Annotated in this window: 17 protein-coding genes and 1 pseudogene; 13 read left to right on the top strand and 5 right to left on the bottom strand. The window is 71.4% G+C overall.

Going from position 1 to position 26399, the window contains the following annotated elements; all coding sequences use genetic code 11:
* Position 1 precedes the first annotated feature (1 nt).
* Together EL266_RS09880 and EL266_RS09875 are read left to right on the top strand one after the other, a co-directional pair.
* On the top strand, positions 2-1768 hold the full coding sequence (locus tag EL266_RS09880) for a dynamin family protein (protein ID WP_051281330.1): 1767 nt from the start codon (positions 2-4) through the stop codon (positions 1766-1768).
* Positions 1765-3423 (top strand): GTPase, encoded by a 1659-nt coding sequence (locus EL266_RS09875; protein WP_026427486.1) that lies wholly within the window; start codon positions 1765-1767, stop codon positions 3421-3423. The genes EL266_RS09880 and EL266_RS09875 overlap by 4 nt, the downstream gene beginning before the upstream one ends.
* Positions 3424-3442: 19 nt before the next feature.
* On the opposite strand, the gene EL266_RS09870 is transcribed toward EL266_RS09875, so the two are convergent.
* Both EL266_RS09870 and EL266_RS09865 read right to left on the bottom strand, forming a co-directional pair.
* Entirely contained in the window at positions 3443-5092 is a 1650-nt protein-coding gene (locus EL266_RS09870) for a cation:proton antiporter family protein (RefSeq protein ID WP_026427485.1), read from the bottom strand.
* A 469-nt stretch (positions 5093-5561) separates the two neighbouring features.
* Positions 5562-8156: a DEAD/DEAH box helicase gene (locus tag EL266_RS09865; protein WP_126412315.1), complete on the bottom strand. Its 2595-nt coding sequence runs from the start codon at positions 8154-8156 to the stop codon at positions 5562-5564.
* A 757-nt stretch (positions 8157-8913) separates the two neighbouring features.
* Here EL266_RS09865 and EL266_RS13750 point away from each other — a divergent pair.
* From EL266_RS13750 to aspS, 3 genes are all read left to right on the top strand, one after another.
* Positions 8914-10926, top strand: a complete 2013-nt coding sequence (locus EL266_RS13750; RefSeq protein WP_232012010.1) for a hypothetical protein — start codon at positions 8914-8916, stop codon at positions 10924-10926.
* A gap of 76 nt (positions 10927-11002) precedes the next feature.
* Positions 11003-11752: a DNA-directed RNA polymerase II gene (locus EL266_RS09855; RefSeq protein ID WP_232012009.1), complete on the top strand. Its 750-nt coding sequence runs from the start codon at positions 11003-11005 to the stop codon at positions 11750-11752.
* Between the two features lie 133 nt (positions 11753-11885).
* Positions 11886-13673 carry an aspartate--tRNA ligase gene (aspS, locus tag EL266_RS09850; protein WP_026427483.1) on the top strand — a complete coding sequence of 596 codons (1788 nt, stop codon included), beginning with the start codon at positions 11886-11888 and terminating at the stop codon, positions 13671-13673.
* Positions 13674-13779: 106 nt separating this feature from the next.
* Here aspS and EL266_RS09845 read toward each other — a convergent pair whose 3' ends face one another.
* Positions 13780-14103: a hypothetical protein gene (locus tag EL266_RS09845; protein ID WP_034515214.1), complete on the bottom strand. Its 324-nt coding sequence runs from the start codon at positions 14101-14103 to the stop codon at positions 13780-13782.
* Positions 14087-14404, bottom strand: a complete 318-nt coding sequence (locus tag EL266_RS09840) for an ArsR/SmtB family transcription factor (RefSeq protein ID WP_034515210.1) — start codon at positions 14402-14404, stop codon at positions 14087-14089. The genes EL266_RS09845 and EL266_RS09840 overlap by 17 nt, the downstream gene beginning before the upstream one ends.
* Before the next feature lie 101 nt (positions 14405-14505).
* Between EL266_RS09840 and EL266_RS09835 the strand changes: the two genes are divergently transcribed.
* Positions 14506-15273 (top strand): glycerophosphodiester phosphodiesterase family protein, encoded by a 768-nt coding sequence (locus EL266_RS09835; RefSeq protein ID WP_034515208.1) that lies wholly within the window; start codon positions 14506-14508, stop codon positions 15271-15273.
* 88 nt (positions 15274-15361) lie between these two features.
* Entirely contained in the window at positions 15362-15979 is a 618-nt protein-coding gene (locus EL266_RS09830; protein WP_026427480.1) for an L-threonylcarbamoyladenylate synthase, read from the top strand.
* Here the strand turns inward: EL266_RS09830 and EL266_RS09825 are convergent.
* On the bottom strand, positions 15966-18416 hold the full coding sequence (locus EL266_RS09825; RefSeq protein ID WP_084500991.1) for an MMPL family transporter: 2451 nt from the start codon (positions 18414-18416) through the stop codon (positions 15966-15968). The two genes, EL266_RS09830 and EL266_RS09825, sit on opposite strands and share 14 nt — an antisense overlap.
* Positions 18417-18594: 178 nt before the next feature.
* Between EL266_RS09825 and EL266_RS09820 the strand changes: the two are divergent.
* From EL266_RS09820 to mltG, 6 genes and pseudogenes are all read left to right on the top strand, one after another.
* Positions 18595-19965 (top strand): annotated as a pseudogene (locus EL266_RS09820) (replication-associated recombination protein A); the annotation flags it as partial.
* Between the two features lie 122 nt (positions 19966-20087).
* Positions 20088-20912, top strand: a complete 825-nt coding sequence (locus EL266_RS09815) for a sulfite exporter TauE/SafE family protein (protein ID WP_084500961.1) — start codon at positions 20088-20090, stop codon at positions 20910-20912.
* A 195-nt stretch (positions 20913-21107) separates the two neighbouring features.
* Positions 21108-21731 (top strand): 30S ribosomal protein S4, encoded by a 624-nt coding sequence (gene rpsD, locus EL266_RS09810; RefSeq protein WP_026427478.1) that lies wholly within the window; start codon positions 21108-21110, stop codon positions 21729-21731.
* A gap of 204 nt (positions 21732-21935) precedes the next feature.
* Positions 21936-24647, top strand: a complete 2712-nt coding sequence (gene alaS / locus EL266_RS09805; RefSeq protein WP_026427477.1) for an alanine--tRNA ligase — start codon at positions 21936-21938, stop codon at positions 24645-24647.
* Between the two features lie 3 nt (positions 24648-24650).
* A complete protein-coding gene (ruvX, locus tag EL266_RS09800) occupies positions 24651-25142 on the top strand; it encodes a Holliday junction resolvase RuvX (protein ID WP_084500959.1) in 492 nt (163 codons plus the stop codon).
* The gene (mltG, locus tag EL266_RS09795; RefSeq protein ID WP_026427475.1) at positions 25139-26395 is read left to right on the top strand and encodes an endolytic transglycosylase MltG; all 1257 of its coding nucleotides are present in this window, start codon (positions 25139-25141) and stop codon (positions 26393-26395) included. Before ruvX ends, mltG begins: the two co-directional genes overlap by 4 nt.
* Positions 26396-26399 lie beyond the last annotated feature (4 nt).

Genomic DNA, 26399 nt, shown 5'->3' with positions numbered 1-26399 from the left:
CGTGACGCTCCGCCCGGCTCCCGGCCCGCAGCTCCCGCAGGCCCTGGCCGCGCTTGGCCGCGCGCTGGGCGCCCTGCGCCTGCCCTACGCCCTGCCCGGCGCCGCTCAGGCGGCAGACCGCGGGCAGCTGCTGGCCGATCAGCTCGCGGACTATGTGCTGCCCCGCCTGGCCTCCATGGACGCCCCGCTGCTGGGCGTCATCGGCGGCTCGACCGGCGCCGGCAAATCCACCCTGGTCTCCTCCCTGGTGGGCCGTCCCGTCACCGCGGCCTCGGCGATCCGACCCACCACCAGGAGGCCCGCGCTGCTGCATGCCCCCTCAGACGCCCCCTGGTTCGAGACCGATCGGATCCTGGGCTCCCTGGCGCGCCTGCGCGTGGCCGAGGACGCCCCGCCGAGCCCGGCCGGTCAGCACACCCCTCGCGAGCTGGAGCTGCGCGCATGCTCGGCGCTGCCCGCGGGACTGGCCCTTCTGGACGCCCCCGATATCGACTCCGTGGTGGCGGAGAACCGCGAGTTGGCCGCCGGGCTCCTGGCCAGCGCTGACATGTGGGTCTTCGTGACCACCGCCGCCCGCTACGCCGACGCCGTGCCCTGGGAGCACCTGCGCGCGGCCGCGCAGCGGCAGGTGACCGCCGCCGTCGTCCTGGACCGGGTACCGCCCGGGGCGCAGGGCGAGGTGGAGGCCGATCTTCGGCGTCGGCTGGACGCCGCGGGTCTGACGGAGGCCCCCATCTTCACCATCCCCGAGACCGCCCTGGATCCCCAGGGCCTGCTCCCGGCCGAGGCGACCGCCCCCGTGCGCCACTGGCTGGGGGCACTGGCCCAGGACGCGGCCGCCCGCCGGGCGGTGGCCCAGCGCACCCTGGCCGGGGCGATCGGCTCCGCCCTGGGGCAGGCCGAGATCCTGGCGGTCGAGATCGCCGCTCAGGAGGCCGAGCACGCCGAGCTCGTGCAGGGCGCCGCCAGCGCTCATGCCCAGGCCCTGGAACGGCTCGCCCAGGCCACCGCTGATGGCTCCCTGCTGCGCGGCGAGGTGCTGGCCCGATGGCAGGAGTTCGTGGGAACCGGCGACCTCATGCGCTCATTGGAGTCCCACATAGGCCGCCTGCGCGACCGCCTGGGCGCCGCCCTGCGGGGCAGGCCCGCCCCCGCAGCGCGCGTGGAGGAGGCCATCGAGTCCTCCCTGGTGGGGCTCATCGTGGCCGAGGCCCAGCGCGCTGCCATGGACACCGAGCGGTCCTGGCGGCGCTCGGCCAGCGCGGCTCCCCAGCTGCGGGCCGCCCTGGAGGCCCTCCCGTCCCATCAGGCCCTGGAGCGCCAGGCGATCTCCCTGGTGCGCCTGTGGCAGGGGGAGGTCCTGGCCCTGGTGCGCGCCGAAGGCGCGGATAAGCGACTGACGGCCCGCCTGGTGTCCCTGGGCGTCAACGGCGCCGGTGTGCTGCTCATGATCCTCGTCTTCGCCCATACCGGGGGGCTCACCGGGGGAGAGGTGGGCATCGCCGGTGGCACGGCGCTCCTGGCCCAGCGCCTCCTGGAGGCCGTGTTCGGGGACCAGGCCATGCGCACCATGACCCGGCGTGCCCGGGCCGATCTGACCGAGCGGGTCCAGGCCCTCTTCGCCCAGCAGGAGGGCGGCTTCATCCAGTGCCTGGACGCCCCCGTCCCCGCCAGCCAGACCCTGCGCGCCCATGTGGAGCAATGCCGCAGCGCCGCTCAGGACCTGTCCCTGGACCCGACCTCCACGACGAGGCAGGAGCCGCGATGAGCCAGTCCAACGCCGTCCAGCAGGATGAGTCGGGGCTCGCTGCGCGCCTGGAGGCCCTGGAGGGCGTGGTCGAGCTCGGTTCGCGCCTGGGCATGGAGGCGCGACTGGGCCCGACCCGCGAGCTCCTCCAGCGCGCCGGCCAGCGCCGTCGCCTGGCCCCCGGCACCACCGTGGTCGCGCTCCTGGGCGCCACAGGGGCGGGCAAGTCGAGCCTGGTCAACGCCCTGGCCGGGGCGCCGATCGCCCGGGTCGCCGTGACCCGTCCAACCACGTCCCAGCCCCTTGCCCTCCTGCCCGGGACCGGAGAGGACCAGGGGGCCGGTGACGCCATCCCCGCGCTCCTGGACTGGCTGGGCGTCGGGCAGCGAGTGGTCGCCCCCGAGGCGCTGGGCCAGCGACTGGGCGCCTCGACGATCCTGCTGGACCTGCCGGACATCGACTCCGATCACCCCGAGCACAGGGCCCTGGCCGAGCAGCTCGCCGGCAAGGTCGATGTGCTCGTGTGGGTCCTGGACCCCGAGAAGTACGCCGATGCCGTGGTCCACCAGGATTTCCTGGCCCCCATGTCCGCCCATGGGGAGGTCACCCTGGTGGCCCTCAACCAGATCGACCGGCTTGACCAGGACTCCGCCCGTGCCGTCATGGACGACGCCGCCCGGCTCCTGGCGGCCAACGGGCTGGACGGCGTGCCGCTGCTGGCGGTCAGTGCCCGCACGGGCGCGGGACTCCAGTCGCTCAGCGAGGCCATCGCCGCCATTGCCCGCAACCGCGCTGCCGCGACTCGTCGGCTCAGCGCCGATGCCCGAACCGTGGCGGGCAGGCTGCGCGTCGGGCTCGGGCTCTCCGGCGGCCAGGTGCGGGGGCGGGCCGACGACGAGGCGGGCCTGCGCCTGCACCGGGCCGCCAGCGCGGTGGCGGGCACCGAGCTCATCGCCAGCGCCGTGGCCGGGGCGCACAGGCATCGGGCCCGCAGCGCGGTGGGATGGCTCCCGGTGCGCTGGATCGAGCGGCTGCGGCGGGACCCTCTGACCGCCCTGCACCTGGGACAGCGCCCAGGCGCGGCGCTGGAGCACCACCCCGCGCCCGCTGGGCGCAGCTCCCTGCCCGAGGCCGGGCCCGGGGACACAGGGGCCCTGTGGTCAGCGGCCCACGCCTACGCCCTCAATGCCTGCGCCGGGCTTCCCGAGGACGCGGCCGCCGAGGCGGTGGCTCGCAGCGACGATCGCGCCCGGTCCCTGGCCCCCGCCCTGGATGAGGCGGTGGCCGGCGTCGAGGTGGGCCAGCGCCGGCCCGCATGGTGGTCGGTGGCCAATGCCCTGCAGTGGGCGCTGGGGCTGACCGCGCTGGCCGGCGGCCTGTGGCTGGCAGGACTCCACCTCATCGAGCGCTACCTGCTCATCGCGGCCGACCCGCCCCGCTGGGGGCAGATCCCCTGGCCCGTGATCCTGCTGGTGTCGGGCATTGTCCTGGGCATCCTCCTGGCGCTTGCGGGAGGCCTGGCGGCACGGGCGGGCGCCGCCAGGCGACGACGCGCCGCCGCGGCCGCGCTTGAGGCGGCTGTCAGCGATGTGATCGAGTCCCAGGTGATGGCCCCGTTGCGGGCCGAGCTCGACGACTGGCAGCGGGTGGCCGAGCTCCTGGACCGGGCGACCTGAGGCATCGCCCGGTCGCGGGTCAGGCCGGGGCCGGTCTGGGCGCGTGCTCGACGACGGCCTCCGGGGCCATCGGGGAGGAGGGCCATCGGTCCTCGGCGGCGTGGGCCAGGGCCTTGCCCACGCCTTCGTAGATGTTGATGACCGTGCTCACGCCGCGCCGGCGCATCTCGCGGGCCTCGTCCTTGTAGCGGGCCACGGCCAGCACCTCGCCGGCGAACTCGTGGTGCTCGATCCAGTCCAGCACGGCCAGATTGGCGCCGGGCTCAGGCATGGCCAGCACGGCGATGCGCACACTGCCCGCCCCCAGGCGCTGCCAGAAGTCGGTGTCCGTGGCGTCGCCCTCGATGACATTGAGGCCCTGGGCCGCCAGGCGCTCGACCTTGTCCGCGTCGTTGTCCACGCCCATGATGGGGATCGGGGCGCCCTGGGGCCGTGCGGGAAGGTCCTCGACGAGTTGGTTGTAGGTCACCAGGCCCACGCGCCCCATCCCGAACACGACGATATCCACGCCCTGGGCCTCCACCGGGGCCTCTGCGGGATGCAGGTCGTCCGGGGCGTGATCGGGCATGGCATGGGAGAGCTTGCGGACGATGTTGCGGGCTCTCTTGTTGACAATGGAGGCCACCACGAAGGACAGGGCCACCGCCAGTGACAGGCTCTGGAGCCATTGGCTTCCCAGCACGCCCTGATCGACCCCCACCTTGGCAACGACCAGGGCCAGTTCGGAGTAGGAGGCCACGGCCAGGCCGGTGAGGACCGCGCTGCGGTGGCGCAGCCGCAGGAACCACAGGGCTGCCGTGTAGGCGGCCGAGCGCAGCGGCAGGAGCGCCACGAGGATGAGCGCCATGACGACGGCTCCGGCGCTGGGCACCCCCGCCGTGCCGATCCCCACGAAGAAGGCGACGAGGAAGAGCTCCTGGATGGGGCGGAAGGACTCGGCGAGATCCGCGGCGCTGTCATGGGTCGCCAGCATCGCCCCCACCAGGAGGGCGCCCAGGGTCCCGGGAAGGCCCACCCAGGCGAAGAGCTCGTAGCCGGGCAGAAGCGCCATCGTGATGCCGAACAGCGCGTACATCTCGCGATGCTCGATATGGTCGAGCACTCTGCCCAGGAGCTTGACCACCGGCAGGAGCAGGACCAGGCCCAGCGCCAGGGGGCTGGGGGCCGTCCCGGCGATGAAGACGAGCAGGATGATGGAGGCGGTGTCCTGGAGGATGGAGGTTCCCACGGCGATGCGCCCGTAGAGGGCGGAGGCATCATCCCGGTCCTCCAGGATCTTCATGATGACGATGGTCGAGGAGGAGGCCAGGCCCAGGCCCAGCATGAGCGCCGCGCCCCATCCATCGACGAAGCCCACGCTCAGGCCCAGGATCAGGACGACGACGCCGATGACCAGAGCCGTGGCCAGGGCGATGAACACCATGGTCACGGCTGCGGTCCCGGCGATGACCTTGCGGCCCAGTGTGCGCAGGTCCAGATCCAGTCCGATGGAGAACAGCAGGAGAGAGGCGCCCATCTCACCGACTGTCTCCATCCAGGGAAGATCAGGCAGCCCGCTGGCTCCCAGGAGGAAGCCGGCGGCGATGAAGCCGACCATCGGGGGAAATCTGAGCAGTGCCGCGGCGAAGCCAAGGATGACGACGGCGGCGAGATAGATGGCGAGTGTCACGTAACGGGATCCTCATCTGGTGGAGGCCAAGGCGGAGCCACTGGGGAGGCGGCCCGCGGGGGAACTGGCGGTGCTTGCTGGTGCATCTGGATGGGCCACGGCTTCCTTGCCGGCGCCCAGGGCCGCGATGTGATGCCTTCGGGTGGTGGCGGCCATGAGGCGGACGTGCCGATCCATGCTGCCTCCCCATTGTTCATCTCGGTGTCGGGTCCCACGGGGCAAACGCCCAGGTGACTCGGAGTATTCCCGGTCAGCGCGGTCAACGGGGCACCCGGCGCCGGCCCGTCGCGGGCAGCGGCGGGGAGGGCCTGAATATGCGATGCGGGGCCCGATCGCGGAGGGCAGGGCGTCAGCCCCTCCTCCGTATCCGGGCCCCGCATCGCGAGGCAGTCTCCTGGGCCACTGCGGTCCAGCAGTCCATCGGTGCTCTCCGCCGACCCCGATGGCAGCACCAGGCGGCGATCAGGTCTCAGCGGGCGTCGCGGTTGCCCCGGTAGCCCCCGCCCCGGTTGCCGCCGAAGCGGCCCGAGCCACGGTCATCCCTGCCCGAGCGGTAGCCTCCGCCATCGCGGCCCCGCTGGTCCCCGCGTCCGCCGCGGAAGTCCCGGTCCTCCCAGCGGCGCCCGCCGCGGGAGTCCCGGCTCTCCCAGCGTCCGCCGCGCTCGGAGCGCTCGGAGCGGTCGGCCCTGAAGCCGCCGCGCCCGCCGCGGGAGTCCCGGTCCTCCCAGCGTCCGCCGCGCTCGGAGCGCTCGGAGCGGTCGGCCCTGAAGCCGCCGCGCCCGCCACGGGAGTCCCGGTCCTCCCAGCGTCCGCCGCGGAAGTCCCGGTCCTCCCAGCGGCGCCCGCCGCGGGAGTCTCGGTCCTCCCAGCGTCCGCCGCGCTCGGAGCGCTCGGAGCGGTCGGCCCTGAAGCCGCCGCGCCCCCCGCGCTGCTGGTCGCCGTTCGGGCCGGACCAGCCGTGGCCCGGTCCCTCATCGGGGCGGATGCGCAGCTCGCGGCCCGCATAGGTGGCCCGGCCCATCGTCTCGAGCTGATCCGGGCTGAGGTCGGTGTGGATGGTCACCAGGGAGAAGGACTGGAGGATGTCGATCTTGCCGATATCCGACCCGGAGATCCCGCCCTCATTGGCCAGCGCTCCCACAATCGCGCCGGGCTGGACACGGTCACGGTGCCCGACCTCCACCCGGTAGACGGTCCCGGGGCCCTCGTGGTCGCGGCGCCCCCCGCGGGCGGCGCCGCGCTTGCCGTCGGGGCGCTGGCCCCGACGGCGGTCCTCGCGCCCGCCCTCGAAGGAGGCGGACACGAAGGCGCCCTCCTCATCCAGGTTCTCCTCGCGCCGGGGCCGGCGAGCCTCGCCGTGGCTGTCCTCGCGGTCCTCCCGACGGCGCGGCCCCTCATCGCCCACGGCCAGGGCCAGCAGGGTGGCGGCCAGCTCCTGGGCGTCAACCCCCAGCTCGGCCGCGGTGGACTCCACCAGGGGCAGATAGACCCCCAGGCGGCCACGAGCGTGGCGGGAGGCGGCCCGGGCCATGAGCCTGGCGGCGCGGTGCTCGGAGACATCGGCGGGGGAGGGCAGGGTGATCTCCTCCAGCCGGGTGCCGGTCAGGCGCTCGATCTGGCGGAGCTTGCCCTTCTCCTTGGGAGTCAGGAAGGTCACGGCCTCACCGGTGCGCCCGGCGCGCCCGGTGCGCCCGATGCGGTGCACGTAGGCCTCGGCCTCCCGCGGGACATCGAAGTTGACCACCAGGCCGATGCGGTCCACATCGAGCCCGCGCGCGGCCACATCCGTGGCCACGAGCACATCCAGGGTGCCGCCGCGCAGGCGCTCGACCAGGCGCTCGCGCTCGCGCTGGGGCACATCCCCGGAGATCGCGGCGGCCTGGATGCCCCGTCCCGCCAACTCGATGGCCACGTCCTCGGCCGTGGACTTGGTGCGCACGAACACGATCGCCGCCTGGGCGTCGGTGACAGCCAGCACACGGGAGACCGCGCCGATCTTGTGGCGGAAGGGGACCACCGCATAGGTCTGGTGCACGGTGGAGACGGTGGAGGAGGGACGGGAGACCTCGACCTGGACCGGCTCATGGAGGTGCTGGCGGGCCACGGCCTGGATGGCGGGGGGCATGGTCGCCGAGAACAGGGCGGTGCGGCGCTCGACGGGAAGGGACTCGGCGATGGTCTCCACATCCTCGGCGAAGCCCATGCGCAGCATCTCATCGGCCTCATCCAGGACGAAGTAGCGAACGTCCTCCAGGCGCAGGGCCCCCTTGTCGATGAGATCGATGACGCGGCCGGGTGTTCCCACCACGACCTGGGCGCCCGACTTCAGCGCACCGATCTGAGGGCCGTAGGGCGCGCCGCCGTAGACGGCCACCACATCCAGGCCGCGCGAGCGCGAGGCCATCTCGGTGATCGCCTCGGCGCTCTGAAGGGCCAGCTCGCGCGTGGGGGCCAGAACGAGCGCCTGGACGGAGCCGTCACGCGCGTCGACGGCATCGAGCAGGGGCAGTCCGAAGGCGGCGGTCTTGCCAGTGCCGGTCTGGGCCACCCCCACCACATCGCGGCCGGCCAGGAGCACCGGGATGGCCTCCTTCTGGATGGCGGTGGGGGTCTGGTAGCCCATGTCCGTGACAGCCCTGAGCAGGTCCGCGGGCAGGCCCAGGTCGGCGAAGGTCACGGCGTCCACGGGGTCTGCGGGGTCCGCAAGGTCAGCGGCGTCCTTGACCCCGTCCCGGGCCTCGGCAGGGTCATCGTCGTCCTCATCGTCCTGGTCGATGAAAGGCGCGTGGCCATCGACCTGCTCCTCGTCGATCTCCTCATCCTCGTCCTGCTCGGGATCGTCCTCCTCATCCTCAGGATCGGCCTCGGGCACATCGTGCTCGACGTCGTCCTCCTCATCCTCGTGCTCGATGTCCACGGGATCCTCGGGGGTGTCGGAGGCCACGGGGGCGACGAAGTCCTCAGGAGACTCCTGCGCACGGGCAGCGGGCGGCGGAGCCACATCGCCGGAGAGCTCGGTGGCGAACAGGGCGTCAAGGCTCAAGGGCTCGTTGGGGGTGCTCATGAAATTTGTCCCGAATCTGTCCCCTATGGCGGGGACTGCTGCGGAGTGTGGGGGAGGGTCCGTTGCCCTCCACTCTTGCCGCACCCGGCCCACCACACTCGCCCTGCACCCGGCATGATGCAGGGTGTCGATGGGCTGGACGCACAGACTCACGGGATGCCCGACAGCGCCTGTGCGGCGGCGTCGGGGCCCGAACGGGGCCAATAGGACGCGGTTCGCTCCTGCGGCGAGTCTATGGGGCGCGGTCAGTGCAGCGCACGACGGCGCGCATCAGGTCACAGGTGAGGTCGGTTACCCGCAATGCGGGAACCGACTCCTCGCCGTCCTGACGGCCCCGGCCCATCGTGTGATGGGTGGTGAATGAAATTTCATGCCTGCGCTCAGTGCCCGGCAATGCGTATGTGACACCCCTTCTGCGCCGCTGCGCATAGGGAACTGTGACCGAAGAGAGACGTCCGCGGCATGAGGAGTGGAATCATGCGCCGCCAGGGCGCTCCAATACCGTTTTTCGCCGGATATTCTGCCAAAAGAGTCGTGCGCCCCCGAGATCAGATGACAGAGGGGATCGCGGGGGGAGCGCCCTTCGCGCAGGGGGCCGGCCAGGTGCGGCCGCCAGCGGCGCGGGGAGCGCGGATATGATGTCTGGACGACGACTCGGTGCATTGCCTTTCTCCCGCAGGACCGATCGGCGCCTGACAATCCGCATCAGATCCCAGCCAATGGCACTCTCCACATCCTGCCCCATGAACGAGCCCACGTGACGCATTACATCCATCGATCCTCGACAGCCCGCCTGACCAGGCCCGCTGCGATTGGCGCACTGCCCATGACCCTTGGCCTGCTCCTGGCGGCCTCCACGGGCCTGGGCCCTGTTGCCGTGGCCGACGAGACGGGACAGCAGAAGGCCGATGCCGCCGCGTCAAGCCCGGCGACTCCCTCCGACGCGGACGAGCCGACCGCGGCTGCCGAGGACGCCAAGGACCCCGAGGACTCCGGGGACTCCGAGGACTCCGGGGACGCTGCGCCGGATGCGCGGGCGGGCCAGCGGGATGCCGCATGCGCGCCCCAGGCCACTGTCACCCATCCTGAGGGCCAGAACGCCCAGACGCCCGTCTACGTGGTGGGACAGCCCGTCGGCATGACGGTCAGTGGCTGGTGCTCGACCCCGGGCACGGCCCTGCCCCATCCCGGGATCACGGTCAATGTCCATCACGGCGATGCGGTCTCCTCCTATGAGACCGAATACGTGCTGGTCGTCAACCGCTCAGGGCCCGACGCGGGCTCGGCGCAGGGGCAGATCGACATGGATGCGCTCCTGGAGGATGTGGCCGATATCCACGGCATCGTCGTCGGCCGTACGGGGACCTTCAGCATCACCCTGTCCTCTCAGGGCTCCACGGTCACCACGGGCACCTTCATCGTCACCGATCCCGCCCCTGAGGAGCCCAAGGAGCCGACCCCGTCGCCCACCGCATCGCCCTCGAGCGAGCCCACCGCTGAGCCCACCGAGTCCCCCCGTCCCGATCCGACCCCGTCGGCCTCCGCTGAGCCGAGCACGTCTCCGGCGCCGTCGGCGAGCCCATCAGCCGGGCCCAGTGCGGAGCCCAGCACGACGCCGTCGGCCCAGCCCAGTGCGAGCGCGGAGCCCGATCCGATCTGCGACCCGGCCAAGGCCCGGAGCCAGGTGGTCGTGCCCGACAGCGGCGCCTACACCGCCGGTCAGGCGATCGTCCTGCGCGTCAGCAACTGGTGCGACTCCCAGGGCCGGCTCGCCACCGGGGAGGCCACGGTGACCGTCAACCTCTCCACCCCCGGCGGGTATGCCGGCAACCCAGTGACGATCCGGGTCCTGTTCACCCAGGGCGGTTTCGAGGCCGCCGTGCCCGCCGCCGTCTACAACGGCGTTCCGATCGAGTCGGGGCAGTCCTACTACCTGCAGATCAGTGCTCACGGAGCGATCAGGGGCTCCTCGAGCTTCACGATCATCCAGCCCCAGACCCCGGCGGAGCCGTCCCCGGCGCCCGAGCCGCAGGCCACGGCCGCGCCGGCCGAGCCGGAGCGGCCCGTAGAGCCCCCCGCCGCCCCGGCCTCCGCCGAGGAGGATGACAGCGCCGCTGCCACGGAGCCGAACAGTCCGGCGCTCACGGAGGCGCCAGCGGACGAGGATCCGGCGAGCTCAGCGGCGGAGTCCGTCGTGGAGCGGCCCGAGTCCTCCCAGGACGCCGACTCCCCGCAGCAGGAGGCATCCCAGGATCAGCGGTCCGAGGATCGCACCGCGCGTCCTGACCGCGCTCCGGTGGCGCCCGTCAGTGATGCCTCCGAGCTCAGCGCTGACAACGCGGGCTCCCTGTCCGGGTCACGGCAGGGCAACCTCGTCACCCTCATCCTGCCCTCCTGGGCCGTTGCCGAGGGGGACTGGGTCTCCGTCTTCGTCTTCCCCGGCGGCAAGACCGCCGGATGGGTCCAGGTCGGTGCCGACAACTCGGTGACCATCGACATCTCCTCCCTGGGATCGGGCAGCTACGAGCTGGCTGTTGCCAGCCGGGACAACGCCCTTCTGGGGTGGGCTCGCCTGGAGATCGCCGAGGCCTCCTACGCCCCGGGGGATATCCGGGAGGCCCGTGTGGTCACAGGCGGCGAGCTCGCCGCCGGCCCGGGGCTCATCGGCCCCGATGACTGGCTCCTCATCTCGGCGGGGGGCCTGCTGGTCCTGGGTGCGGCGAGCTTCCTCGTGGCGGCTCGCTCCGGACTGGCGGCGATCAAGCGCTGAGGTTGCTGAGGTCGAAGTGATGAGTCGCATGGTGGTCCCGCGGGGCCACGATCAGCAGGATGAGGAAGGAGGAGCCGTGCTACGACTGCCTGTCAGGATCCGGGCGGGTCGAGTGCCGCTGGGCCATCAGGCTCTTGGCGCGATCTGCCTGCTGGTCATGGGCCTGGGCGCGATCGTCGGCTCGGTCGTGCCGACTGCGAGCGCGAATGTCGGCTCTGGAGCCTCGACGACGGGAACGGCGTCGACGGTCAGCCCGTCGACGGTTGCCCGTGGCGGGACCGTCATGTACACGGTGTCGGGCTTTCCCCGCGGCGCCCAGGTCCACATCCTCATCGATGACGGCGCGCTGGTCGACACCGGCAATGCCGCTGATGCGGTGGCCGCGACCTTGACCATTGAGGCGGATGGAACCGCCTCCGGATCCTTCGAGCTGCCCGACTACGTGGAGCTGGGCACCCACTGGCTGCGATTCAAGGTCGCCGCGGGCCAGGACGTGGCCACATCCCCGGTGCGCACCGCCGACTACACGAACAAGAGCCCCTACTTCACGGTTGCCGGGGTGACGATCATCGGCGGGACGGACACCGTCCCCTCCGCTCCTCGCGACCAGGCCACGACCCCGGCCTCGGTGAGCGCGCGCCAGGAGGACGAGGGCGATGCCCAGAGCCCTCAGGCGGCTGGATCCGTCGCCCGACCGGTGGCCGGACCGGGATTCCCCATCGTGGGCGCCTCGGTGCTCATCCTGTGCGTCGTCCTGCTCATGCTGGCGATCCTGGTGGCGGTCAATCGGCGCCGGCTGGCGCGCTTTCACAGCGCTCAGGCCTGAGACACTGGAGCTCGTGGGCGCGCTGCGGGCATGCGCCCTCTGCTGCTCGTAGACTGCCCGCGGCGCTCGCCCGTCTCGCGGTGCGCCCCGCCGGGCACCGGATCAGTGCCCCTCATGGAAGGAACCCAGCACCGTGCTGCGAACCCGCACCGCAGGCTCCCTGCGCACCGCCGACATCGACACCACCGTGACCCTGACGGGATGGGTGGATCGGCGCCGCGACCACGGGGGCGTGGCCTTCATCGACCTGCGCGACGCCTCGGGCATCGCCCAGGTGGTCATCCGCGAGGAGATCGCCCACGACCTGCGCGCCGAGTACGTCCTGAGGGTGACCGGAGTGGTCGCCGCCCGGCCAGAGGGCAATGCCAACCCCAACCTGCCCACGGGCGAGATCGAGGTCGTGGTCAGTGATGTCGAGATCCTCAACACCTCGGCGCCGCTTCCCTTCCAGGTCTCCGACCACGCTGAGGACGCCGGACAGGTGGGGGAGGAGGCCCGCCTCAAGCACCGCTACCTGGACCTGCGCCGCAGCCCCATGCAGAGGGCCATTCGCCTGCGTTCCAAGGTCTCGGCCGCCGCCCGCCGTGTGCTGGAGGGCCACGACTTCGTGGAGATCGAGACCCCGACCCTGACCCGCTCCACACCTGAGGGCGCCCGCGACTTCCTCGTCCCCGCGCGCCTGGCGCCCGGGTCCTGGTACGCCCTGCCGCAGTCGCCCCAGCTGTTCAAGCAGCTGCTCATGGTGGCGGGAATGGAGCGCTACTACCAGATCGCCCGCTGCTACCGCGACGAGGACTTCCGCGCCGACCGCCAGCCCGAGTTCACCCAGCTGGATATCGAGATGAGCTTCGTCCAGCAGGACGATGTCATCGCCGTGGCCGAGGACGTTCTGCGTGAGGTGTGGGCCCTGATCGGCCACGAGCTTCAGACCCCGATCCCGCGCATGACCTACGCCGAGGCCATGGAGAGGTACGGCACGGACAAGCCGGATCTTCGCTTCGGCCTGGAACTGGTGGATCTGACCGAGTACTTCGCCGGCACCGCCTTCCGGGTCTTCCAGGCCGCCCACGTGGGGGCCGTGGTCATGCCCGGCGGAGCCTCGCAGTCGCGCCGCACCTTCGACGCCTGGCAGGAATGGGCCAAGCAGCGCGGCGCCAGGGGCCTGGCCTACGTGACCGTGGCCGAGGACGGCACGCTGGGCGGCCCGGTGGCCAAGAACATCTCCGAGGAGGAGCGGGCCGGGCTGGCCGCGGCCGCCGGCGCCGAGCCCGGGGACTGCATCTTCTTCGCCGCTGGTGCCGTCGAGGCCGCTCGCGCCCTGCTGGGAGCGGCTCGCCTGGAGGTCGCCAAGCGCTGCGGGCTCATCGACGAGGACGCCTGGTCCTTCGTCTGGGTGGTGGACGCGCCCCTGTTCAAGGCGGCCGCCGAGGCCCGCGCGGAGGGCGATGTGGCGCTGGGGGGATCGGCCTGGACGGCCGTCCACCACGCCTTCACCTCGCCCAAGCCCGAGTGCCTGGAGACCTTCGACACCGACCCGGGCAGCGCGCTCGCCTACGCCTACGACATCGTGTGCAACGGCAATGAGATCGGCGGCGGCTCCATCCGTATCCATCGCCGCGACATCCAGGAGCGGGTCTTCGCGGTCATGGGCATCGACGAGCAGGAGGCGGCTGAGAAGTTCGGCTTCCTGCTCGAGGCCTTCGCCTATGGCGCTCCGCCCCACGGTGGCATCGCCTTCGGCTGGGACCGCATCGTCTCCCTGCTGACCAAGGCGGCCTCGATCCGCGACGTCATCGCCTTCCCCAAGTCCGGCGGCGGCTACGACCCGCTGACCGAGGCTCCCGCCCCGATCACGGCCGAGCAGCGCAAGGAGGCCGGCGTGGACGCCGAGCCCGAGGAGCCGAAGGCCGAGCGCGCCTGAGGGCCTCTCAGGCACGGCCCGCGCTGAACAGCGCAGACGAGAGCCGGGGCGGGTGCCCATGGGCACCCGCCCCGGCTCTGTTGCGAACTGGGAGCGAGTCCGGAGCTCAGGCCGCGTGGGTGCACGTGGCGCAGGAGCAGTCCTCGCACGCGCATGATGAGCAGGAGTCCGAGCAGTGCTCGCACTGGCAGGTGTTGTGGTTGCAGGTCGGGCAGGAGCAGGCGGCGCACTGGCAGGCGGCGCAGACGTCGTCGCAGTCGGGGCACGAGCACACCGTGCACTCGTCGTAGTGGCCGCCGTCCTCGCGGTGGGCGTGGCCGTTGTGCAGGTAATCGACGTGATCGCCGTGGATGACGGCCGTGTGCCCGCAGTCGGGGCCGTGGGTGTGAGTGTGCGCCTCGGCGGGGCGGTGCTCAGTGGTGACAGTCATGCTCGTGTTCCTTCATATGTCTGAGCGCATCGAGGAAGATCGATGCGACGTGGTCGTCGATGAGGGAGTAGCTGCTCCTGCGCCCGTCCTTGAGCGCCTCCACCAGATGCGCCTCCCGCAGCACCCGGAGGTGATGGGAGACCAAGGGCTGGGAGGCGCCGAGCATCTCAACGAGCTCGGAGACATCGGCAGGGGACTCGGTCAGACGGTGAATGATGCTGGCCCTCATGGGGTGCGCAAGAGCCTTGAAGAGTTGGACGACCGGTGAGTCGTCGGTCAGCGCCTCAATGCTCTGTTGCATAAAAGGGATCTTATATGAAGAAACGTTGATGAGCAAGGAGGGGAGGGCCTGCGGGGCCGGGTAGCCTTGGCCCCAGCTCCCACCCACCCAGGAGGTTGCCCGTGAGCGCGCAATCAGCACCCCGCCTCGAGCGTCGCATCTACGCCCATCGGGGCTTGAGCGGGCGCGCGCCCGAGAACACCCTGTCCGCGGTGCGCGCGGCCGCTCAGGCCGGGGCGACCTGGATCGAGGTGGACCTCGATGTGCTCCGCGATGGAACAGTGATCCTCATCCACGACTCCACGCTGGACCGCACCACCAACCGGTCGGGGCGCTACGACGATCTGGGTGCCGAGGATCTGGAGGGCATCGACGCCGGCGCGTGGTTCTCGCCCCGATTCGCCGGCGAGCCCCTGCCCACCCTGGCCGATCTGGTGGAGGTGCTCAATGAGACCGGGCTCAAGGCCAATCTGGAGCTGAAGTCCAACGAGGCCGGCGCGCAGCGCAGCCTGCTGCTCCTGGACCAGCTCATCAGTGGGCTCAAGGGCCTGCGCGGCGAGGGCGGCGAGGGGCGCATCCTCATCTCCTCCTTCAATCACCTGCTGCTTTACCTGCTCAAGGAGCGGGCGCCGCACCTGCCCGTGGCCTGCCTGTACGAGGCGGCCACGCTGCGCTGGGACTGGCGCTCCGTCATGGAGCTGACCGGCGCCGAGCACATCCATGTGGAGGACGCGGGTCTGAGTCGGGAGATGGTCCACATGGCGCGCGGGGCCGGCTACGGCGTCAGTGTGTGGACCGTCAACTCCCGGGCGCGCGCCCACGAGCTCCTCAACTGGGGCGTGACCGGTATTTTCACGGATGTCGCCGAGGAGATGCTCGACCTGGTCTGAATCAGGCCCGACCTGAGCGGTGATGGACTCCGGACAGGGCGGAGCGTGACGTTATTGTGAGTGTCATCACTGCGTGTAGCATGGGGGCATGTCGCGCTACATCGAGCTGCACCCGGACAACCCCCAGGCCCGCCGAGTCGCCACGGTGGTCGACTCCCTCAAGGACGGCGGACTGATCGCCTATCCCACGGACTCGGGCTACGCCCTGGCCTGCGCGCCGGGCAACAAGGAGGGGCTGGAGCGCATCCGCGCCCTGCGCCAGCTCGATGGCAAGCACAACTTCACCTTCATCTGCGCGGACTTCGCCCAGGCCGGGCCCCTGGCCATCGTGGGGAACAACGCCTTCCGCCTCATCAAGCGCCTGACCCCGGGCCCCTGGACCTTCATCCTCAAGGGCACCAAGGAGGTCCCGCGCATGACCCTCAACCCCAAGAAGCACACCCTGGGCGTGCGCATCCCCGACCACGCCATCACCCAGGCGCTCGTGGCGGAGTTCGGGGCCCCGATCCTGTCATCAACCTTCATCCGGCCCGGCAACGAGGAGCCCGAGACCGACGGCTGGCAGATCGAGGACTCCCTGGGGCACCTCATCGACATCGTCATCGAGGGGCCGGTGGGCCGGGCCGAGTCCACCACGGTCGTCGACCTGACCGACGACGTCCCCGAGGTGCTGCGCGAGGGCGCAGGCGACATCAGCCTGCTGTAGGAGGCGGAGGCGGCGCCTCCATCATGGCCGCCGGCGGCCGGTGCCCGTCGTACTGCTGGTGCTGCTGATCCTGCGGCGCGATCGGCCCCGGCGATGGCGCGGGAATCGCCTGTGCGGGCGGATGGGTGAGGCGGACGTGCTCGTGATGGACCCCGGGGGCGCCATGCAGGCCCCTGAGCCACTGCGGGGCCCACCAGTTCCAGCTCCCCAGGAGCTTCATGACGGCGGGCACCAGCAGAAGGCGCACCAGCGTGATGTCCAGTGCCACGATCACCGCCAGGGCCAGCCCGATCTCCTTGACCGCCAGGAGCCGGCCGGTGATGAATCCCGCGAAGACCACCACCATGATGAGGCCGGCGAAGGTGATGATTCGTCCCGATCGCTGCAGCCCCCGCTCCACGGCGGTGTCATTGTCGAAGCCCGCTTGGCGGTACTCGGTGATCCGCGCCAGGAGGAAGACCTCGTAGTCCATCGCCAGGCCGAAGCCCAGGGCGGCGGTCGTCGCCACCACCGTCGCCTCCAGGCCTCCCACCGGGGTGAAGCCCAGGGGGCCGGCTCCGTGCCCGTCCTGGAAGACCCACACCACGACGCCCAGGGAGGCGCACAGGGACAGGACATTGACCGCCAGGGCCTTGAGGGGGATGAGCAGGGAGCCGGTCAGGCCGAACAGGAGGATGAAGATCGACAGGGCCACAAGGGGAAGCGCCACGGGCAGGCCCTGGATGATCGTGGCCTTGAAGTCGACCTGATTGGCCGCCTGGCCGGTGACCCAGATGTCCACCGGCGCGTCCAGGGCGCGCACCCCGATGACGGCCTGCTCGGCGGAGGCGCTCCACTGCGAGCCCTCCAGGTCCAGGTAGACCACCGTGTAGTCGCCCGCTGTCGATGGGTTGAGCACCGACTCGACCCCGGCGACGCCCGCCACCTCATTGTTGATGAAATCGGTGACCCGGGATCCGGTTCCCGCCAGGATGAGCGTGGCGTCCTGGCCGGCCACCGCCGGGTAGTCCTTCTCCAGCGTCTCGTGGTGGAGCCGCTGCTCAGAGCCAGGGGGCAGCTGCTCGATCGAGGTGTTGAGCAGCTGCATGTGGCGCAGTGGCAGTGCCAGGAGCACCAGGATCATGAGGCAGCCCAGGAGCACCGCCCAGGGATGCGCGTGGATCCTGCGCGCCAGGGCGGAGAAGGAGCCCTCGTCCCGGGTGACATCCCCGACCCTGCGCAGCACCGGTCCCAGCACGGGCACCGTGGACAGCACCGAGCGCCTGGATGCCCTGCGCCCCAGGAGCACCAGGACGGCCGGCACCAGGGTCAGGCTGGCCGCCGCGGAGACCAGGGCCGCCGCCGCTCCCGCCAGACCGATGGAGCGCAGGATCCCCGGCCCCATCGCCACCAGGCCCATGAGGCTGATCGCCACGGTCAGGGCGGAGAAGATGATCGTTCGCCCCGCGGTGCGCATGGCGGTGGTCATGCAGGTGACCACCAGAGTGTCGCGCCGACCGCTGCGCCGTCGCCGCCTGGTGGCGGGGCGGGAGCCATGGGTGAGCTCCTCGCGGGCGCGCGCGAGCTCCTCGCGGTAGCGGAAGGTCAGCAGGAGCGCGTAGTCGATGGACAGCCCCAGACTCATGACGCTGGCGACATTGACCACGAAGGACTGCAGGTCCATGACCAGGGACATCCCGTACAGGGCGCCCACCGTGCCGAGGATGGCCGCCAGCGCGCCCAGCAGCGGCATCCCGGCCAGCAGGAAGCCGCCGAAGACCAGGATCATGATGAGCAGCGCCGCCGGAAGGGCGATGAGCTCTCCGACCAAAAGGTCCCGCTCGGCCTGGTCGTTGATGGCCTGGGCCCGCAGGCCCTCATGGGAGACGATCCCGGTGGCCTTGGGCTCAACGGCCCTGAGCTCGCCGGGAACCCTCTCCAGGCGCTGGCTGACCTGCTCGACCTGGCCCAGGACCGTGGCGGCGTACTCCTGGTCCTGGGGATCGGCGACCTTGGGGCCGTTGGGGTTGACCGTGGCCACGATGATGAAGCCGTCACCGCTGGTCGAGGCCATGGACTGCGCGGCTGGGGAGGTGAGCATCCCGGGCACCACGAAAGGGTCCAGGACATTCTCCTTGCCCACGATCGCCCCGAGGTCGGCATGGGCCTGAGTCAGCGCCTCGGCGATCGCCTCCTGACGGGCGGTGGTGGTCAGATCGACATCGGTGACCAGAAGGGTGACGATCACCGAGTCCCCGGCCAGGGAGTCGAGCACCTGCTGCCCCTCGGCGCTCTGGGTGCCGGGCAGCCCGGTGGAGCTGGGGCTCAGGCGATCGAAGAGCCCTGATCCTCCCAGCCCTGTCAGGCTGACCGCCGCGACGACCACGAGCATGAGGACCCAGGTGATGACGACATACCAGGCGTCCTTGATGACGCGGTGAGCGAGCCAGGAGAGCATGAGGGCATTCTCCCACCTCAGCGGCCGGTAGCGCGCCATATGCGACGCGATCATGGCGGCGCCAGGACCATAAGCGCCGGGAGAATCTGGGCGGCGAATGCGCGCGGAGGGCCGGCGCGCGCGGTGCGCCGAGCCCCGCGGGGCCGGGACCACCAGGGCGGGCGCTAGGCTCAGGGCCATGGACCTGTTCGAGTCTGCCGGCACCGATGAGGCGGGCCTGCCCACTGATGCGCATGCGCCCCTGGCCGTGCGGATGCGACCGCGCAGCCTGGATGAGCTGGTGGGGCAGGGGCATCTGCTGACGCCGGGCTCACCGCTGCGGCGCCTGGTCGAGCCGGCCGACGGCGCTGCCGCAGGGGCGGGGGTCTCATCGGTCATCCTGTGGGGGCCTCCAGGGACGGGCAAGACCACGCTGGCCTACCTGGTGGCCCGGGGATCGGGGCGGCGCTTCGTCGAGCTGTCCGCGGTGACAGCGGGGGTCAAGGATCTGCGCGCCGTTGTCCAGGACGCCCGGCGCCGCCTGGGAGCCTCTGGCCAGGAGACGGTCCTGTTCGTCGATGAGGTCCACCGCTTCTCCCGCTCCCAGCAGGACGCCCTGCTGCCCAGCGTGGAGAACCGCTGGGTCACGCTCATCGCCGCCACCACGGAGAATCCCTCCTTCTCTGTGGTCTCGCCCCTGCTGTCGCGCTCCTTGCTGCTGACCCTGCGCCCCCTGGAGGCCGAGGACGTCGCCGCCGTCGTTGATCGGGCCCTTGCCGATGAGCGAGGGCTGGGCGGCCGTGTGGGCATCACCCAGGAGGCCCGTGAGCAGGTGGCGCGCATGGCCGGATCCGATGCGCGCAAGGCGCTGACCGTGCTCGAGGCGGCCGCGGGCGCCGTCCTGGCCGATCCGGGTGCACGGACCCCCGGTGAGCAGGGGGAGGCAGCGCCCCTCATCGCCGTGGAGGATGTTGAGCGGGCCGCTGACGCGGCCGCAGTGCGCTACGACCGCGCCGGCGACCAGCACTACGACGTCATCAGCGCCTTCATCAAGTCCATGCGCGGATCGGACCCCGATGCCACCATGCACTACCTGGCCCGCATGATCGCGGCCGGGGAGGACCCGCGCTACATCGCCAGGCGCATCACGATCCACGCGGCCGAGGATGTGGGGCTGGCCGATCCCGGCGTGCTGTCCACGGCGGTGGCCGCGCAGCAGGCGGTCGCGCTGATCGGCATGCCCGAGGCCGGGCTCGTCCTGGCCCAGGCGGCCCTGGCCGTGGCCACCGCCGCGAAGTCCAATGCGGTCACCCTCGCCCTGGACCGGGCCATGTCCGACGTGCGCGCCGGTCGGGGCGGGCAGGTGCCTGCCCACCTGCGCGACGCCCACTACCCGGGCGCCCAGTCGCTCGGCCACGGCCAGGGCTACCTCTACCCGCACGACTTCCCGCATGCCGTGGTCGCCCAGTCCTACCTGCCCGAGGACCTGGAGGGGGCCGAGTACTACCGGCCGACCTCCCACGGCTTCGAGGACCGCCTCGCCCAGCGCCTGGCCTCCATACGCAGGATCCAGCGCGGCACGACTCCGATCGATTCTCACCCCGGCGGCCCGACGGAGGCCGAGCGGTGCTCGCAGGCTCGCAGCGCACTGAGCCAGGGCCCGTGGTCGGGCGCCCCCAGAGGGCAGGAGTCATGAGGCGCACCGCGCCGCCGGGCTTCCCCTCCCAGCGCGCCGACGCCCAGCCGTGGGGAAGGAGGGCCCTGGCGGGCCTGGTCGGCGCGGGCGCCGGGCTCCTGTCCGGGCTGTTCGGGGTGGGGGGCGGCATCGTGCTCGTGCCCGCACTGGTGGTCGTCCTGGGCCTGGACCAGCGCAGGGCCGCCGCGACCTCCCTGGTGGCCATCATGCCCGCCGCCCTGGTCGGCGCGCTGAGCTACGGCCTTCGCGGCGAGGTCTCGCTCATCGCCGCGGCCCTGCTCGTGCTCGGCTCGCTCCTGGGCACCCAGATCGGCGTGCGCCTCCTGCACAGGCTGCCCACCCGGGCCCTGAGCTGGGTCTTCGTGGCCTTCATCATCGTGGTGCTCATCGGCCAGCGCCTGTCCGCCCCGGGGCGGGGCGGGGAGCTCGCGCTGGATCCGACCCGGTGCGCAGGCCTGGCGGTGGTCGGGCTCGTGGCCGGGGTCATGGCCGGACTGGTGGGCGTGGGCGGGGGAGTGGTCGTCGTGCCGGGGATGGAGATCGTCCTGGGCGCCGGCGACCTGCTGGCCAGGGGCACATCCCTGGCGGCCATGGTGCCCACCGCGCTGTCGGGGACGGTGAGCAATCTGCGACGGGGCAGTGCCGACCTGCGCATCGGTCTGCTGGCGGGTCTGGCCTCGGCCGCGACCTCCCCGGCCGGGGCGGCGCTCGCCGCGGGCCTGAGCCCGGCCGTGGGCAGGTGGCTCTTCAGCGCCTTCCTCCTGCTCGCCGCCCTCTCGGTGATCCACCGCGCGCAGCGGGCGGGCGAGGGCCGTGGGTGATGAAGATCGCTCCAAGGAGTGCGGGTGAGGGATGCGGCCCCGGCCGCGCCGGGGCTAGAGTTCTGGGGTTGTCCGTCGACGCCCCGCGTCCGGCGGGCCTCCTGGGGTCCCGGCCCGATCATCCGATCAGCGGCTGACCCCGCGCCGGTGGCACCGTCATCGGCGTGCGATTCACTCCGACAGGAAAGACAACACATGAGCTCCTCACGCTCTCGCCGCCAGGTGCGCCTGTCCCGCGCCCTGGGCATCCCGCTGACCCCCAAGGCCGTGCGCTACTTCGAGCGCCGCCCCTACGGCCCCGGTGAGCACGGCCGCGCCCGTCGCCGCACCGAGTCCGACTACGCCGTGCGCCTCAAGGAGAAGCAGCGCCTGCGCGCCCAGTACGGCATCCGCGAGGCTCAGCTCCAGCGCGTCTTCGAGGAGGCCCGCCGCGAGAAGGGCCTGACCGGTGAGTCCCTGGTCGAGCTCCTCGAGATGCGCGTGGACGCCCTGGTGCTGCGCGCTGGCATCGCCCGCACCATCGCCCAGGCCCGACAGGCCGTCGTCCACCGCCACATCCTCGTGGACGGCAAGGTCGTGGACCGCCCCTCCTACCGCGTCAAGCCGGGCCAGACCATCCAGGTCCGCCCCCGCTCCCAGGTGATGGTGCCCTTCCAGGTCGCCGCCGCCGGCGCCCACCGCGATGTGCTGCCCCCCGTTCCGGACTACCTGACGGTCGAGCTCGAGAAGCTCTCGGCCACCCTGGTGCGCCGCCCCAAGCGCGACGAGGTCCCCGTGACCTGCGACGTGCAGATGGTCGTCGAGTACTACTCGCGCTGACCCTCCCCGAGACGTCACGCGGGGCGCCCCGGACCGGTCCGCGGTTCGGGGCGCCCCGCGTATGGGGACTACCCTCACTCACGGCCCTAACCCGGTCCACCGCATCACCCGTCGCCGACTCAAGACGCCACCACCGACGCCCGCCGGCCCGCACCGAGCCACCCCAACCTCCCGGGCGCGCCTGACACGAACAGGATGAGGACTATGCGCACCTCCGAGATCCGCAGCCGCTGGCTGGAGTACTTCGCCAAGAACGGGCACGAGATCAGGCCCTCGATCTCTCTCATCTCCCCGGAGCCCTCCATCCTGTTCACCGTGGCCGGGATGGTCCCCTTCATCCCCTACATCCTGGGCACCGAGGAGGCCCCGTGGCCCAGGGCCGCCAGCGTGCAGAAGTGCATCCGCACCAATGACATCGACAATGTCGGCTTCACCACGCGCCATGGCACCTTCTTCCAGATGAACGGCAACTTCTCCTTCGGGGACTACTTCAAGGAGGGGGCCATCTCCTACGCCTGGGAGCTGCTGACGGGATCTCGCCAGGAGGGCGGCTACGGCCTGGACGGCGAGAGGCTGTGGATGACCATCTGGGAGGAGGACCAGGTCTCCCTGGACTACTGGACCCGTGTCATCGGGGTGCCGGCCCAGCGCATCCAGAAGCTCCCATTCGCCGAGATCTCCTGGTCCACCGGCCAGCCGGGCCCGGCGGGGTCCTGCTGCGAGATCCACTACGACCGCGGGCCGCAGTACGGTCCTGAGGGCGGCCCGGCGGCCGATGCCCAGGGCGACCGCTTCCTGGAGATCTGGAACCTCGTCTTCGACGAGTACGTGCGGGGCGAGGGCTCGGGTCATGACTTCGAGCTGGTCGGCAAGCTCGACCCCACCGCGATCGACACCGGTGCGGGCCTGGAGCGCCTGGCCTTCCTCATGCAGGACAAGCCCAACATGTATGAGATCGACGAGGTCTATCCCGTCATCGCCGCGGCCGAGGAGATGTCCGGGAGGACCTACGGTCGCGGAGCGGCCGGTCCCCAGGCCGGCGAGGCCTACATGGATGACGTGCGCATGCGGATCGTCGCCGACCATGTGCGCAGCGCCCTCATGCTCATCGGAGACGGCGTGCGCCCCGGCAATGACGGCCGCGGCTACGTGCTGCGCCGCCTCATCCGCCGCGCGGTGCGCTCGATGCGCCTGCTGGGCGTGGAGGAGGCCTCCCTGCCCACCTTGCTGACCGTCTCGCGCGATGCCATGAAGGCCTCCTACCCGGAGGTCGAGGAGAACTGGGGCACCATCTCCGATGTGGCCTTCGGCGAGGAGGAGGCCTTCCGGCGCACCCTGGCGGCCGGCACGACCATCCTGGACACGGCGGTGGCGGCGGCCAAGAAGACGGCCGGCCCCAGCGCTGCGCCCGTGGTCCCCGGGCGCAGCGCCTTCGAGCTGCACGACACCTATGGCTTCCCCATCGACCTGACCCTGGAGATGGCCGCCGAGCAGGGCGTCAGCGTCGATGAGGCCGCCTTCCGCTCCCTCATGGAGGAGCAGAAGGAGCGCGCACGGGCCGATGCCCGTGCCAAGAAGGCCGGTCACGCGGACCTGCGCGTCTTCCAGGAGCTGTCACGGCAGATGGAGGGCGGGTCGACCTTCTTGGGCTACACCGACTCCGCCGCTGACGCCTCTGTCGCCGGCCTTCTTGTCGACGGCGTGCCGGTCACCACCGCCAGCGCCCCGGCGCAGGTCGAGGTCGTCCTGGACCGCACCCCCTTCTGGGCGGAGATGGGCGGGCAGCTCGCCGACCAGGGCACCATCCGCCTGTCCGACGGCGGAGTGGTGGACGTCGTCGACGTCCAGGCCCCCATCAAGGGCCTGTCCGTCCATCGCGGCGCCCTCACCGAGGGGACGATCACCGTGGGTGAGAAGGCCCACGCGCAGATCGACACCGCTCGCCGCCTGGCCATCGCCCGGGCCCACACCTCCACCCACATGGTCCACCGCGCCCTTCACGAGGTGGTCTCCGACAGCGCCACCCAGGCCGGCTCGGAGAACTCGCCCTCCCGGCTGCGCTTCGACTTCCGCCACGGCACGGCTCTGGCCGGTGAGCAGATGGCGGGCATCGAGGAGCTGGTCAACACCCGCCTGGCCCAGGACCTGCCGGTGACCGACGAGGTCATGGACATCGACGCAGCCCGTGCCGCCGGGGCCATCGCCCTGTTCGGGGAGAAGTACGGCAAGCAGGTGCGCGTGGTCTCCATCGGCGGGGACTGGTCCAAGGAGCTGTGCGCCGGCACGCATGTTCCCGCCACCGGTCACATCGGCCGCATCACCCTCATGGGGGAGTCCTCCATCGGCTCGGGCGTGCGCCGCATCGACGCCCTGGTGGGCGACGGCGCCTATGGCTTCCAGGCCCAGGAGCACGCCCTGGTCTCCCAGCTCACCGCACTGGTGGGCGGACGTCCCGAGGACCTGCCCGGGCGCATCGAGTCGCTCATGGGCCGGCTCAAGGAGGCCGAGAAGAAGGTGGCCGCCGCCGAGCAGGCCGCCACCGCCGCTCGCGCAGCCGACATCATCGGGGCCGCCACCCGTGTGGGCGGCACGCGCCTGGCGGCGCTGTCCCTGGGCGAGCTGGGCTCGGCGGACGCGCTGCGCCCGCTGGTGGCTGATGTGCGAGAGCGCCTGGGGGAGGCCGAGCCCGCGGTCGTCGCCGTGGCCGGCGTGGTCTCGGGCCGACCGGTCATCGTCGTCGCCACCAATGCTGTCGCGCGGGACAAGGGGATCAAGGCCGGCGCCCTGGTGCGCGTGGCCGCCACGGCCCTGGGCGGTGGCGGCGGAGGCAAGGACGACCTCGCGCAGGGCGGCGGTCAGAACCCCGAGGCTCTGCCACAGGCCCTCAAGGCCATCGCCACCGAGCTGGCGGACTGAGCCATGGAGTCAGCGGCGCTGCGCCCCGGGGTGCGCCTGGCCTTCGATGTGGGTCGGGCGCGCATCGGCGTGGCGCGTTGCGATCAGGACGCTCTTCTGGCGTTTCCCGTGCTGACGCTCAGGCGGGACCGCTATGGTGCGGATCTTGACGAGGCTGCGGATCTTGTCGCCGAGCACGACGCCGTGGAGGCGGTGGTCGGCCTGCCCATCAACCTCAGTGGCGCAGGCTCCTCCTCCTCCAGGGATGCGCGGCGATGGGCTCGCGAGTTGGCTGATCGCATCGCCCCGGTGACGGTGCGCCTGGTCGATGAGCGCCTGACCACCGTCTCGGCGCATCGTCATCTTCACGAGGCCGGGCTGAAGGAGAGGAGTTTCCGCAGCATCGTCGATCAGGCGGCGGCTGTTGTCATACTGGAGCAAGCCCTGCACGCCGAGCGCAGCACCGGGCGACCAGCCGGGCAGCGAGTCCATCCGAGTAAGAAAGGCAGAGCGTGAGCCACGACGATTTCTTCGCCGAGCTCGGCATCCAGCGCGAGGATGCGACCTCTGGCGAGGCCAAGCCCAAGGCCCGTAAGGAACGGCGCCGGGAGAAGGTCGAGCGCAAGCGGCGCAAGCGGCGCCGCCACTGGCTGACCACCGTGGTGCTGGTCATCGTGCTGGCGGCTGTCGGCGTCGTGGGCTACAAGGCCGTGGGGATCATGCGAGGCGTCAGTGGCATCGGCACCTCCGTCGAGGACTACGAGGGCACCGGGGACAAGAGCATCGTCGTCACCGTGCCCGAGGGCGCCACGGGCCGGATCATCGGGGAGATCCTCAAGGAGAAGGGCGTCGTGGCCAGTGTCGAGGCCTTCGTCGAGGCGTACAACGCCAACACGAAGGCGGGCACGATCCAGGCCGGGACCTATTCGCTCAAGACCCGCATGTCCGCGGCCAATGCGGTGGCCGCCCTGCTCGACCCCAGGAACAAGGACGGGCACGCCCTGACGGTTCCCGAGGGCTTCACCAAGGCGCAGATCAAGGACCGGCTCATGAGCGTGGGGGGCTTCAGCGCCGAGGAGGTCGACGCCGCCTATGCCGACACCGCCGCCATCGGACTGCCCGAGGCGGCCGGCGGCAATGTCGAGGGCTGGCTGGCGGCCTCGACCTATGACATCCCCGACGGCGCCACCGCCACGGACGTCGTGGCCCAGATGGTCGCGGCCACGGTCAAGACCCTGACCACCCTGGGCGTCGAGCCCGACAACTACCAGAGGGTGCTCATCAAGGCCTCCATCGTCGAGCGCGAGGTCGCCAGCCCCGAGTACTACGGACAGGTCGCCCGGGTCATTGAGAACCGTCTCATCGATACCGAGGGCGAGACCCGCGGCCTGCTCCAGATGGACTCCACCGTCCAGTACGGCCTGGGCCGGGTGGGCGGGATCCCCAGCAAGGAGGAGATCGCCGACGGCTCCAACGCCTACAACACCTACCAGCACGCGGGCCTGCCCCCCACCCCCATCGGCAGCCCCGGCACGGAGGTCATCAAGGCCGTCCTGAACCCGCCCCAGGGCGAGTGGCTCTACTTCGTGACCGTCAACCTCGAGACCGGCGAGACCCTGTTCGCCACGACGCATGAGGAGCAGGACGCCAACACGACCAAGCTGCGCGAGTACTGCGAGAAGAACAAGAAGGTCTGCGAGGGCGAGTCCGGCGGCGCGACGCCCGGCTCGGAGTCCAGCGCGGCGCCCAGTGCCGCACCCACCCCCTAGGCAG

Origin of the sequence: Actinomyces slackii, assembly GCF_900637295.1 — a bacterium.
GTDB classification, from domain to species: domain Bacteria; phylum Actinomycetota; class Actinomycetes; order Actinomycetales; family Actinomycetaceae; genus Actinomyces; species Actinomyces slackii.
This window is presented reverse-complemented; position numbering and strand designations above follow the sequence as displayed.